We start from the raw sequence: 12,217 nt of genomic DNA, 5'->3' as shown, positions 1-12,217 counted from the left end.
ACCGTAGGGTATTTCCCCGTCTCGCAAAATAATTTTCCGAAGCGTCGCCGGTTCAAATCGGTGTCTGTAACCGGGGTTTGCAACTTACTTCGCAGTAGATATGCTGCTGGGCGTTCGACCATTTTGCGAGAGGTAGATCACGTTCGATGAAGCACGCGCTACGGGCCACGGTCTCGGCCGCCGCGGTCGCTCTGCTCCTGCCTGTTGCCGGCATCACCGCCGATGCCGCCATCCCCACCGGCCCCGACGGCGGTGCCGCCGGCGCCGAATGGACCACCACCGAGGACGGGCAGCAGCAGTACCCCAACGTCTTCATCGACTGGGACGTCCCGATCACCATGAGTGACGGCATTGTCCTGAAGGCCAATGTCTACCACCCGGCCGACGCCGCGGGTCATCCCATCGATGCCCCGACGCCGACCGTCGTCAATATGACGCCCTACACCAAGCTGGTGTCGAACGTCGCCGACAGCGCCTTCTCCATCCCCGGCCTGTCCGACGCGCTCCTCGACGTCTTCCGCAACATCCACCTCGACGGCACTCCGCTCACCGGCTTCGGTGAACTGCTGAACGCGGCGGGCAACGGCGAACTCCGCAACTTCTCCGTCGACCGCCAGCTCATCAAGTCCGGGTACACGCAGGTCGTCGTGGACGTGCGCGGCACCGGCTTCTCGCAGGGCGAGTGGGACATGCTGCGCGGGCGCGAACAGCAGGACACGGTCGAGGTCATCGACTGGGCGTCCAAACAGGGCTTCAGCAATGGCCGCATCGGCATGAACGGCCTGTCCTACTCGGCCATCAACCAGGTGCAGGCCGCCGAGAAGCAGCCGCCCGCGCTGCGGGCCATCTTCCCCATCGTGCCCGGCAGTGACCTCATCGACGACGTGCTCGCGCCCGGCGGCGGCTTCGGCTTCAACTTCATTCCGCTGTGGCTGAGCGCCATCAACGGCCTCAAGTGGGTGCCGGACCTGGCTTCGATCGCCAACGGCGCCTTCGACTTCACATGGCTGCAGGACCGCGTCAACGATCCCTTCGGCTACCTCGACGTGCTCATGTCGGCCTACACCAGCACGGACATGAACAGCATCGACCCGCGCGTGAAGGACATGCTCAACGGCTTCAGCCAGGAACGCCAGGCGTGGCTGGGCGACCCGGCCAAGATCCAGGTGCCGACCTTCGTGACCGGCGGCTGGCACGACCTGTTCACCTACTCGGAATCCAAGATCTACAACCAGATTCCGCTGCCGCCCGGCCAGAAGCAGCTGCTCATGGGCAACACCTACCACGTCACCTCGGGTGCGGATGTCAACCGGGTCGGGGCGCCGCCGCGCCTGGACGTGCTGCAGCGCGCCTGGTTCGACAAGTGGCTCAAGGGCATCGACAACGGCATCGATCAGTACGGGCCGGTGACTCTCAAGCAGCAGGGCGGCGGCTGGAACACCCAGGGCGGATTCGGGCCCACCGCACCGGTTTCCGAGGCCGCCGACTACCGCCGCATGTACCTCTCGTCGCAGCGCTCCGGCACCGCGAACAGCGTCTACGACGGCTCGCTCAGCGCGGACGCCAATGGCGACACCGACCGGCTCACCGTCGCGCCCGGCCTGTCCACCGTCTGCTCCAATGACGCGGCCCAGGCCACCGCGGGCATCCTGAACCTGGTCGACGCCTGCGCCAAGGACTCCCGCATCGCCGAGACCAACGCGCTCACCTTCACCAGCGCGCCGGTGGCCGAGGCCACCACCGTCTCGGGCCCGATCGCGGTGCACCTCAACACCGTTCAGGACGCCGCCGACGGCTACTGGACCGTCACCGTCAACGATGTCGCCCCCGACGGCCAGTCGACCGTGCTGACCTCCGGCGAGCTCATGGCCTCGCTGCGCCAGGTCGACGAGGCCAACAGCACCCGCTCCGCCAACGGGGACTACACCGACCCGCGCGCCTTCACCTCCCTGGACAAGCGCGAGGAGACCGTCCCCGGCGAGGCCACCACCCTCGACATCGCCCTCGGCGGCACCCAGGCCGTTCTGCAGCCGGGCCACCGCCTGCGCGTCGACGTCTTCGCCGGCAACTTCCCCAAGGGCCTGCCCATCCTGCCGATGCTCATCGACACCGGTCTGAAGCCCGAACACCTCCAGCTCGACCCCGACCGTCCGAGCTTCGTGAACATCCCGGTCCGCGGTAACACCGGCTGGTGAATCCGTCCCTCCGGGATCGAAGCCCCGGGTGTGCACAACGGCGTGCACACCCGGGGTTTTGCTTTTCGCCCGCATCGGTGCCGAGGTTCAGGCTTCGCCGACGATGACGACTTTGCCGGTGACGGTGCCGGATTCGGCGAGGGTGAGCGCTCGTGTGGCCTCCCGCAACGGGATTCGGGCCGCGATCTGGGGGTGCAGCACGCCGCGCTCCGCGAGCTCGAGCACCGCGCCGAGGTCCGCGGCGAGCTGGGCCCGGAACCGGGCGAGCCGGCGGCGTCCGGCCCAGATGTTGTAGAAGGACGCATTCCGCCCGTTGGGCAACGCGTTCCACCACAGCAGCCGGGCGAACAGCTTCAGCACCGGCAGCCGGGAATCGCCCTCCTCGTCCTTGGTGGCCGCGCTGCCGTAGGAGACGAGAGTGCCGCCGGGCGCCAGCAATGCGAAGGAGTCCACGATGCCGGGACCGCCGACATGATCGAAGACGGCGTCCACCCCGTCCGGCGCGAGCGCCCGCACCTGGGCCGCCACGTCCCCGCGATAGTCCACCGGCAGTGCGCCGAGCGCGGCCACCGCGTCCGCATTGCGTGCCGACGCCGTCCCGATCACCCGGATCCCGGCGGCGCGCGCCAGCTGCACGAGCGTCGAGCCGACGCCCCCATTCGCCCCGTGCACCAGAATCGTCTGCCCCGCACGGGCCTTCGCCTTCCGGTGCAGCATCTGCCAGGCGGTGATGCCATTGACGACGAAGGTCTCCGCCGCGTCCGCCGCCAGCCCGTCGGGCACCGGCACCAGATCGCCCGCGGGCACCGTGAGATGGCTGCTCCAGCCGCCGATCTTGGTCAGCGCCGCGACCCGGCGGCCGACCAGGGCCGTATCGACCCCAGCGCCCACCGCCAGTACCGCACCGACGATGTCGTAGCCGGGCACGAACGGGAACGCGGGCTGGTCGTAGTACTTGCCGCGCCGCATCTGCTGTTCGGCGAAGGACACGCCCGTCGCCTCCATGCGGATCAGCGCCTCGCCGGTACCCGGCGGCGGCAATTCGCGGTCGATGACGGTCAAGCCCTCCGGCTCGACGCGTCCCGGCAGCACTACCTCGGTGGCGATGATGTTCGACATCGGTGTGTCCCTCTCAAGTGTGTGATTGGTCAATCACTCTGTGGTTGAAAGAAAACGCCCTCGTCGGAGGGCGTGTGAAGGTCAGTTGAAGTGGCGGATTCCCGCGGTCAGGGTGGCGGCCCAGGCGCCCTCGCCGGCGTCCAGGCCGAGGGTGGTGATCAGGTGGCACAGCTGTCCGTAGGCCATGAAGTGCTGCACCTGCTCACCCGTTGCGCCGGAACGGGTTTCGGCGAAGTCGGTAATGCGCTGGAGGCCGCGGCGCATGGCCGTGGCGATATCGGGCGTATCGGCCGCGGACAGGGCGTGCACCTGCAGCATGAGCAGGCTCTTGTCCGCGATCAATTCGGCGTAGGCCCCGCCCATTTCGTGCAGCACCCGCTCCGGATCGCCGCCCGGTGTCCGGGCGGCTCCGGTGGCCAGTGCCCCCTCGACCCGCTCGAAACACCGGTCCAGCGCGGCGACGAACAACTCCACCTTGCTGGGGAACAGTTTGAACACGTACGCGGGGGAGATCCCGGCCGTCGCGGCCACGGTGTTGATCGGGGTCCCGTGGAATCCGGTCTTGGCGAACTCGGTGATGGCCGCGTCCAGCACGGCTTCCCGCCGAATGTCCGAAGTCGAGAGTGCGATCCCGCGCCTGTTCATGTGAGTGACCGTACACTCACTCTCTGGTTCACCGCAAGCCCACCGGCCTAATCGGCAGCGGCGAAGGCGGACTCCAAGGGCGGGAACACGGCTCGGGCGTCGTGGCCCGCGAACCAGAGGCCGACGACGAAAGCCGAAGTCGCTTCGAGGTATCGGGCCTGGGCGAGGCCGCCCGCGTGGACCGGATGCAGCTTCAGGTCCGTGGCCAGGGCGGCCACCGTCGCCACGGCGTTCGGGTCGTCGCCGCACAGCGGAACGGTCAGGGGGCGGCCCTCGAACTCGCGGTGCGGGCCCGCCCAGACCTCGGCCGCAAGCAGATTGAACGCCTTCACCACCCGGGCTCCGGGCACAGTGGCCGCGATCCGTTCGGCGACAGCGGGTTCGGAGAGGGTGAACCCTCCGCTGTCGGGCGCGAAGGCATTCGTGCAGTCGATCAGCGTGCGGCCCGCCAGGGCATGCCGTCCGTCGGTTCCGTCCGCCGCACCCACGCCCGTCGCGTCCTCCGAGTTCGCCACGGTGAGCACCTCGGCGAGGGCGTCGACCGGGACGGCGAGCAGTGTGATGTCGCCGAAGCGAGCGGCGTCGGGGATGGTGGTGGCTCGTGCGCCGTGGCCGATGACAGCGACTGCCGCGTCGGCGCGGGCCGAAGTGCGTGCACCGAGCGCGATTTCGTGTCCGGCCGCGGCCCAGCCGCCGCCGAGGGCGCGAGCCATCTGTCCGGCTCCGATGATTCCGATTCGCATGTGAACTCCTTGGTCTGGCTTGTGAAATCGACGCTAGGGATTCCGATGCGCACTCCCGGGTGCCCAATGGGGGTGGCAGGCTGGATTCATGACGGCCGAGATCATCGAACCGGTGGAATTCGCGGAGTACGGCGGGCTCGAATCCGATTGCCCCGCGCGGCTGGCCGTGGACGTGTTCGGCAATTCGTGGCTGACTGTGATCGTTTACACACTTCGGGAGGGCCCGATGCGTCCGGTGGAGTTGCGGCGGGCGATCGGCGGCATCAGTCAGAAGATGCTCACCCAGACGCTGCGGCGCATGGAGCGGATGGGATTGCTGGAACGTCGCCGATACGCGGAAGCCCCACCGCGCGTGGAGTATTCGCTGACTCCGGCGGGCGCGGATCTGCTCATCCCCATCTTCGCGCTGGGGGAGTGGGCGGACCGCCACGGGGACACCGTCCGCACCGCCCTCTACGGCGACGCCGAGGACTGATCCGCGATCGCGAAAGTGGTTGCCGCAAGGGCGCTCAGCGGTCGAGACACGCTGACCGAACATTACGTAAACGGCGGGCTAACGAGGATGGAAGTGCCCATGACCTGCGTGAAACTTCCAGCACCCGGGGTTTGACCCCGCGTCGGCGACCGTACGATTCAAAGTGTGAGCGTTCCACAGGCCGTGCTTTTGGCAGTCCTGGCGGCCGTAGTCGGACTGGCCGTCGGAGGACTGCTCATTCCGTATGTGAACGCTCGCCAGGAGCGCCTGCGCGCCGCCACCGACACCGGGCTGACCATGTCCCAGGTCCTGGACCTGATCGTGCTCGCCTCCGAGTCCGGCATCGCCGTGGTGGACCAGTATCGGGACGTGGTGCTGGTGAACCCGCGCGCCGAGGAGCTGGGCGTCGTCCACGACCGCCTGCTCGACGAACGCGCCTGGGCCGCGGTGGAACAGGTGCTGGCCGGCGGCCAGGATGTCGATTTCGAACTCACCGCCAAGATCCCCATGCCGGGCCGCGCCCGCCTCGCTGTCCGAGGGGTTGCTCGGCCGCTCTCGCAGGAGAACACGAACTTCGTGGTCCTGTTCGCGGACGACGACTCCGAGCAGGCCCGCATGGAGGCCACGCGCCGCGACTTCGTCGCCAATGTGAGCCATGAGCTCAAGACCCCGGTCGGCGCCATGAGCCTGTTGGCCGAGGCGTTGCTGGAATCCGCCGACGATCCGGACTCGGTGCGGCACTTCGGGGAACGCCTGCACGGCGAGGCCCGCCGCATGGGCAAGATGGTGACCGAGCTCATCGCACTGTCCCGCCTGCAGGGCGCGGAACGGCTGCCGGAACTGGAAGCCGTCGACGTCGACACCGTCGTCACCCAGGCCATCGAGCGCTCCCGCAACGTGGCCGAGGCCGCGGGCATCACCGTCTCCACCGACGCCACCAGCGGCCTCGAGGTGCTCGGCGACCAGACCCTGCTGGTGACCGCCCTGTCCAACCTGGTCGAGAACGCCATCGCCTACTCCCCGCGCGGCTCGCACGTGTCGGTGAGCCGGGCGCTGCGCGGCGGCTACGTCAATATCGCGGTCACCGATCGCGGCATCGGCATCTCCAAGGAGGACCAGGAGCGCGTCTTCGAGCGTTTCTTCCGGGCCGACAAGGCGCGCTCGCGTGCCACCGGCGGTACCGGCCTCGGGCTGGCTATCGTCAAGCATGTGGCCGCCAACCACAACGGTGAGATCACGCTGTGGAGCAAACTGGGCACCGGATCGACGTTCACCCTGCGTATCCCGGCCCACCCTGCCGATTCCAACGGGCAGGTCGACAAGAGACTTGCCACCGGTGTTCCGGTGGCCAAGAAGGAAAACGGCTCGCGCCCCCTCGGGCGGGCCAGAACCAACGGTGTGGAGGCAACCCGATGACGAGTGTGCTGATCGTCGAGGACGAGGAGTCGCTGGCCGATCCGCTCGCGTTCCTGCTGCGCAAGGAGGGGTTCGAGGTCACCGTGGTGGGTGACGGCCCGGCCGCCCTGGCCGAGTTCGACCGTTCCGGCGCGGACATCGTCCTGCTCGATCTCATGCTCCCCGGCATGAGCGGCACCGACGTGTGCAAGCAACTGCGCGCTCGCGGCAGTGTCCCGGTGATCATGGTGACCGCGCGCGACAGCGAGATCGACAAGGTGGTCGGCCTGGAACTGGGCGCCGACGACTACGTCACCAAGCCCTACTCCTCGCGCGAGCTGATCGCCCGCATCCGGGCCGTGCTGCGCCGCGGCGCCGGCGAGGAGCCCGACAACGGCAGCGAGACCAGCGTGCTGGAGGCCGGCCCGGTGCGCATGGACGTGGACCGCCACACCGTCCAGGTGAACGGCAAGGCGGTGACCCTGCCGCTCAAGGAGTTCGACCTGCTCGAATACCTGCTGCGCAATTCGGGTCGCGTGCTCACCCGCGGACAGCTCATCGACCGCGTCTGGGGCGCCGACTACGTCGGCGACACCAAGACCCTCGACGTGCACGTCAAGCGCCTGCGCTCGAAGATCGAGGCCGACCCGGCCAAGCCGGAACACCTGGTCACCGTGCGCGGCCTCGGCTACAAGCTCGAGGCGTAGCCCGCCCGGACGACAAAGAACCCGCCCGCTTCGCATTCGCGAAGCGGGCGGGTTCGGCTTACTCCCGACCAAGTCCTTCGTGCGGCCCCCGGCGGTCTGCGGTGCTCAGGCGTTGGGGTCGTTCTTCATGGTGTCGACCCACGCGGGGCCGAGGCCCGGCAGGTCCTGCTTGTCCAGGATGATCCAGCCCAGGCCCGGGTTGTCCTGCTGCATGCAGCCGTACCACGGCACGTCGGCGCCGTTGCCCTTGCACGCGATGGTGTGGCTGGTGCCGTACGGGCTGACGATGATCTGCTTGCCGGCATCCTTGGCGCCCAGGGCGGCGGGATCGTTGTACGCGACGAAGTCGGCGGTGCGATCGCTGTACGCATTGGGGTCGGCGTTGTCGGCGAACGCCTGCGGCGCGATGGCGAGAACGGCGCCTGCGGCCAGCGCAGTGACGGCGAGAGTTTTCTTGATCATGGCCAGGATGTCTAACACGCTCCGGTGAATTCGCAATAGCGGAACGATGTCGCGCATACTTCGGGCTATTCACATCCCGAGGTCATCGGACCGGAGGGGATGCGAAATATACTTCTGCGCAGCCTGATTCGTTTGTCGCCCGGCCGCACCGGTTGTTCACCTCCCGGACACCCGCGATCGCGTCACATAACGACACGGGCCGGGCTCGGGACGTTCGCGCCCGCCGCGATGTGACGGCGGGCACGAAACCGGTGCGCTACGAGCCGGCGCTGCCGGTCAGCCCGCCGAGCAGGCCGCCCAGCGCCGAACCCGCGCTGCCGGTCCCGCCGGTGCCGCCACCGCCACCGGTGCCACCGCCACCGCCCGGCTGGGACGGATCGGTCACGTTCACGACGATGGTCTTGGTGTTGCCGCCCTGCGAGGCGGTGATCATGTGCTGGCCCGCGGTGGTGGGCTTCCAGTCGATGCTGGAGTAGCCGATCGGCCACGGCACCTTGCCGGCCGGGGTGAGGCTGGTGCCGTTGTCCGACCAGTAGACGAGCAGGCCGATGCCCGCGCCGCTGAGGTTGGCGGTGAGGGTGTAGCCGGTGTTGATGGTGTACGGGGCGCTGCCGGAGATGGCGACCGAGTCGACCGTGGCGGCGGCCTGCGGCGCGGCCAGTACGGCGACGGCGGCGGTGGTCGCGAGACCCGCGACGCCCGCGCCGATCCGGCGGGCTGATTTCGATGCACGAATGGTGCTCATGCGGAAAGTCCTGTCTCGCTTGCTAGTTCGGCGTGGTGCCACTGCTGCCGCTGCCGAGCGGGCCGGCGGGCCCGAAGCCGCTGCCGGTGCTGCTGGAGCCCGAGCCGAGCGGTGCGTCGGCCACCTGCACGACGATCGACTGGCTGTTGGGGCCCTGGGACGCGGTGATGATGTGCTGTCCGCTGGTAGTGGGCCGCCAGCTGATCGAGGCGTGTCCGGGCGGGGACGGGATCTTGGGCGGGCCGATCTCGTTGCCGTTGTCACTGAAGTACACGAGCAGGCCGATCGACGCGCCGCTGAGGGTGGCCGAGATGGTGTACGCCTTGTCGACCACCGGGTTCGTCTGGTCGATGCTGACCGTGTCGACCGCGGCGAGGGACGCGGGGGCCGCGACCACGGCCGCGGCGGCGAGGGCGGCGAAGCCGGTGATCCCCACGCCGGCTCGGCGCGCGCTGATTCTCGGTGGTGTGTTGCGCATGTGTTGCTCTCCTGTGCTGCCCCACGGGGAGGTGTGCGGGCTTCCGCACCCTAAGGGAGCGGATGTGTGAAGCGTGGCTATTTCGAAAAAATAATCAAGCAAGCGTCCGCTTGGTACTGGTGGGCGTGACGGGCCCCACCGGAAAACCCGTCACGCCGTACCCGAATCGGGTGGTTGCTAGCTGCTGCCGAACAGGCCGCGCAGCAGTCCGCCGACCAGGGTGCCCGCGCTGCCGCTCGCGCTGCCCGTGCCATTGCTGCCAGCGCCGCCGCTGCCCGGCGTGGTGGTGGTCGGGGTGCTGGTGGGCGGCGTGGTGGTGGTCGTGGTCGGCGGCGTGGTCGTGGTCGTCCCGCCGGAACCGGTGCCGACATTCACGACCAGGGTCTGGGTGCTGTTGCCCTGCGAAGCCGTGATGATGTGCTGACCCGGGGTGGACGGCGACCAGTCCAGGCTGGCCTCACCAGGCGGCCACGGGACCTTGCCGACCGAGGTCAGGCTGGCGCCATTGTCGCTCCAGTAGACGAGCAGACCGACCGACGCGCCCGACAGGGACGCGTGCAGGGTGTAGTCGCCGCCGACGGTGGGCGTGGCGCTGGAAATGGTGATCACGTCGACGGTGGCGCTCGCGGTCGGCGACATGGCCACCGCGACCGCGGCGGCAGCCGCGACCGTGACGCCGGCCAGCCCGGCCCCGATCACGCGGCCCGAAGGTGTGCTGCGCATGGGTACTCCTCTGCTTCTCATGGTGTGCCCCAAGGGAATTGGGGTGGGAATCGGATCAGAGCCCGAAGGGCAGGCCATTGGCGCTGCCGGTGCCGCCGCCGCTGCTGCCGCTGTTGCCCGGCGATGTCGTGGTGGTCGGCTGGACCGTGGTGGTGGTCGTGGGCGGGACCGTGGTGGTCGTGGTGGGCGGCACGGTCGTGGTGGTCGGCGGGACCGTGGTCGTGGTGGTGGGCGGCACGGTCGTGGTGGTGGTCGGCGGGACCGTGGTCGTAGTGGTCGGCGGCACGGTCGTGGTGGTGGTGCCGTCGCCGACGTTCACGATCAGGGTCTGGGTGGTGCTGCCCTGCGAGCAGGTGATGATGTGCTGGCCCGGGGTGCTCGGGGTCCAGTCCAGGCTGGCGTGGCCGGGGGGCCACGGGACCTTGCCGACCGGGGTCAGGCTGCTGCCGTTGTCACTCCAGTAGACGAGCAGGCCGACCGAGGCGCCGGAGAGGTTGGCGCTGAGGGTGTAGCTGGTGCCGACGGTCCAGTTCGATCCCGAGATGGAGACCGAGTCGACGCTGGCGTGCGCGGCCGGGGCCTCGTGCGTGGTCAGGACGGTGACCGCACCGGTCGCGATGGCCAGCCCGGCCAGACCCGCGCCGAGGCCGCGCCCTATGGGGGTGAATCTCATGAAAACTCCTGGATTTCAGGGGAATTGGTCTCGATCAGAGACCGAAGGGCAGCCCGTTGGCGCTGCCGGTGCCACCACCGCCACCGCCGCCGGGGGTAGTCGTGGTGGTCGGGGGAACCGTTGTGGTGGTGGGCGGTTCAGTGGTGGTGGTCGGCGGTGCCGTGGTCGTCGTCGGCGGAACCGTTGTGGTGGTGGGCGGTTCGGTGGTGGTGGTCGGCGGCACGGTGGTGGTGGTCGGGGGAACCGTTGTGGTGGTGGGCGGTTCGGTGGTGGTGGTCGGCGGTTCGGTGGTGGTCGTGGGCGGGACCGTGGTGGTCGTGGTCGGTGGCACCGTGGTGGTCGTGGTCGGTGGCACCGTGGTGGTCGTGGTCGGCGGGACCGTGGTCGTGGTGGTCGGCGGGACCGTCGTGGTGGTCGTCGGCGGGACGGTCGTGGTGGTGGTGCCGTCGCCGACGTTCACGATCAGCGTCTGGGTGGTGCTGCCCTGCGAGCAGGTGATGACGTGCTGCCCGGGGGTCTTGGGGGTCCAGTCGAGGCTGGCATGGCCGGGGGGCCACGGAACCTTGCCGACCGGGCTCAGGCTGCTGCCGTTGTCGCTCCAGTAGACGAGTAGGCCGACCGAGGCGCCGGAGAGGTTGGCGCTGAGGGTGTAGCTGGTGCCGACGGTCCAGTTCGATCCCGAGATGGAGACCGAGTCGACCGAGGCGTGGGCGGCGGGGGCTTCGTGTGTGGCCAGAACGGTGACTGCGCCCGTCGCGATGGCCAGCCCGGCGAGACCGATGCCGAGATGGCGGCCGCCCAAGGGGATTTTGCTCACTTTGCGTACTCCTGTGCTGCGACCCCTGTGGGTAGGGGTCCGTCGCACAGTAAGGGAGCGAGAATGTGAAATTGGGTGATTTCAGAAAATTACTGGCTAGTTCTCCGCTATTGTTGCGCGGGCTTCGCCTTCCGGGCCGCCTTCTTCGCGGACGCGGCCTCCCGCTTCGCGGTCTCGGCGGCCTTCTCCTCCGCGATGGCCGTGGCCGGATGCACCGCCACGATGCCCAGGCCCTGACGGCGTTTGCAGTGCTGCGCCAGCTCGTCGTAGGCGGGCTGGCCGATCAGCTCGATCAGCTCGGGCGCGTAAGCCTCCCACACCGGGCGGGTGCCGACGTGCGCATCCGGCGAACCGGTGCAGTACCAGTTCAGGTCCAGGCCGCCGGGCCCCCAGCCGCGCCGGTCGTACTCGGTGATCACGGTGCGCAGGATCTCCACCCCGTCCGGCCGGTCCACCCATTCCTGGGTGCGGCGGATGGGCAGCTGCCAGCACACTTCCGGCTTCACAGTGAGCGGCTCCAGGCCCTTGCGCAGCGCCATGGTGTGCAGCGCGCAGCCGATGCCCTCGGCAAAGCCGGGCCGGTTGAGGAAGATGCAGGCGCCGTCCACCCGCCGGGTGCGCAGGGCGGGCTCGTCGTCGAGATCGTCCTCTTCCAGATACAGCTTCTTGCGGACCCGGCCCTTCTCGTCGACGGCCTTGTCCATCAGCTGCCAGTCCTCGGGCGTGAGCATTTTCACAGCCTGGTGCAGCTTCTTGCCGTCCTCCTCGTCGGAGAGGAACGCGCCGTGTGAGCAGCAGCCGTCGTTCTCCCGGCCGTCGATGATGCCCTGACACGCCGGAGTGCCGAAAACGCAGGTCCAGCGCGAGAGCAGCCAGGTCAGATCGGCCGCGATCAAATGCTCATCATTTGCTGGATCGACGAATTCGATCCACTCCCGCGGGAAGTCGAGTTCAACTTCGGGCGCCGGGTCGATCTTCGCCGCTGGTCGCAGCCCGGTCGGTCCGCTCGCCGATGCACCTGCCGTCACAATGCGGAACGC

General features: G+C 68.7%; 14 protein-coding genes. 4 read left to right on the top strand and 10 right to left on the bottom strand.

The genetic code is table 11. The features are described 5' to 3' along the window. The first annotated feature begins 146 nt into the window (after positions 1 to 146). Positions 147 to 2,195: a CocE/NonD family hydrolase gene (locus tag ACWEKS_RS23155; protein ID WP_452341988.1), complete on the top strand. Its 2,049-nt coding sequence runs from the start codon at positions 147 to 149 to the stop codon at positions 2,193 to 2,195. Positions 2,196 to 2,282: 87 nt separating this feature from the next. On the opposite strand, the gene ACWEKS_RS23150 is transcribed toward ACWEKS_RS23155, so the two are convergent. The 3 genes from ACWEKS_RS23150 to ACWEKS_RS23140 all read right to left on the bottom strand — a co-directional run bounded on the left by ACWEKS_RS23150 (position 2,283) and on the right by ACWEKS_RS23140 (position 4,702). After that, positions 2,283 to 3,314, bottom strand: a complete 1,032-nt coding sequence (locus ACWEKS_RS23150) for a medium chain dehydrogenase/reductase family protein (RefSeq protein ID WP_452341987.1) — start codon at positions 3,312 to 3,314, stop codon at positions 2,283 to 2,285. An 81-nt stretch (positions 3,315 to 3,395) separates the two neighbouring features. Next, positions 3,396 to 3,959, bottom strand: a complete 564-nt coding sequence (locus tag ACWEKS_RS23145) for a TetR/AcrR family transcriptional regulator (RefSeq protein ID WP_452341986.1) — start codon at positions 3,957 to 3,959, stop codon at positions 3,396 to 3,398. A 47-nt stretch (positions 3,960 to 4,006) separates the two neighbouring features. Continuing rightward, the gene (locus tag ACWEKS_RS23140; RefSeq protein ID WP_452341985.1) at positions 4,007 to 4,702 is read right to left on the bottom strand and encodes an NADPH-dependent F420 reductase; all 696 of its coding nucleotides are present in this window, start codon (positions 4,700 to 4,702) and stop codon (positions 4,007 to 4,009) included. A gap of 88 nt (positions 4,703 to 4,790) precedes the next feature. On the opposite strand from ACWEKS_RS23140, the gene ACWEKS_RS23135 reads away from it, so the two are divergent. The 3 genes from ACWEKS_RS23135 (at position 4,791) to ACWEKS_RS23125 (ending at position 7,279) form a co-directional block, all read left to right on the top strand. Then, the gene (locus ACWEKS_RS23135; protein ID WP_364620212.1) at positions 4,791 to 5,177 is read left to right on the top strand and encodes a winged helix-turn-helix transcriptional regulator; all 387 of its coding nucleotides are present in this window, start codon (positions 4,791 to 4,793) and stop codon (positions 5,175 to 5,177) included. 165 nt (positions 5,178 to 5,342) lie between these two features. Next, positions 5,343 to 6,593, top strand: a complete 1,251-nt coding sequence (locus tag ACWEKS_RS23130; RefSeq protein ID WP_379389222.1) for a sensor histidine kinase — start codon at positions 5,343 to 5,345, stop codon at positions 6,591 to 6,593. Beyond that, entirely contained in the window at positions 6,590 to 7,279 is a 690-nt protein-coding gene (locus ACWEKS_RS23125) for a response regulator transcription factor (RefSeq protein WP_154790977.1), read from the top strand. The genes ACWEKS_RS23130 and ACWEKS_RS23125 overlap by 4 nt, the downstream gene beginning before the upstream one ends. A gap of 105 nt (positions 7,280 to 7,384) precedes the next feature. On the opposite strand, the gene ACWEKS_RS23120 is transcribed toward ACWEKS_RS23125, so the two are convergent. From ACWEKS_RS23120 to ACWEKS_RS23090, 7 genes are all read right to left on the bottom strand, one after another. Then, complete coding sequence (locus tag ACWEKS_RS23120) at positions 7,385 to 7,798, bottom strand: hypothetical protein (protein ID WP_452341984.1); 414 nt, start codon at positions 7,796 to 7,798, stop codon at positions 7,385 to 7,387. Positions 7,799 to 7,997: 199 nt separating this feature from the next. After that, positions 7,998 to 8,486, bottom strand: a complete 489-nt coding sequence (locus ACWEKS_RS23115; protein WP_452341983.1) for a hypothetical protein — start codon at positions 8,484 to 8,486, stop codon at positions 7,998 to 8,000. 22 nt (positions 8,487 to 8,508) lie between these two features. Then, a complete protein-coding gene (locus ACWEKS_RS23110) occupies positions 8,509 to 8,964 on the bottom strand; it encodes an Ig-like domain-containing protein (RefSeq protein WP_452341982.1) in 456 nt (151 codons plus the stop codon). A 177-nt stretch (positions 8,965 to 9,141) separates the two neighbouring features. After that, positions 9,142 to 9,687, bottom strand: coding sequence for a hypothetical protein (locus ACWEKS_RS23105; RefSeq protein WP_452341981.1), 546 nt, complete (start codon positions 9,685 to 9,687; stop codon positions 9,142 to 9,144). 55 nt (positions 9,688 to 9,742) lie between these two features. Then, positions 9,743 to 10,360, bottom strand: coding sequence for a hypothetical protein (locus ACWEKS_RS23100; RefSeq protein WP_452341980.1), 618 nt, complete (start codon positions 10,358 to 10,360; stop codon positions 9,743 to 9,745). 34 nt (positions 10,361 to 10,394) lie between these two features. Next, positions 10,395 to 11,177, bottom strand: coding sequence for a hypothetical protein (locus tag ACWEKS_RS23095; protein WP_452341979.1), 783 nt, complete (start codon positions 11,175 to 11,177; stop codon positions 10,395 to 10,397). A gap of 107 nt (positions 11,178 to 11,284) precedes the next feature. Continuing rightward, on the bottom strand, positions 11,285 to 12,205 hold the full coding sequence (locus tag ACWEKS_RS23090) for a hypothetical protein (protein ID WP_452341978.1): 921 nt from the start codon (positions 12,203 to 12,205) through the stop codon (positions 11,285 to 11,287). Between the last annotated feature and the right edge of the window lie 12 nt (positions 12,206 to 12,217).

It is taken from the genome of Nocardia sp. NPDC004711, from assembly GCF_053601595.1.
The sequence above is the reverse complement of the archived record's forward strand: the minus strand, read 5'-3'. Positions and strand labels throughout refer to the sequence as shown.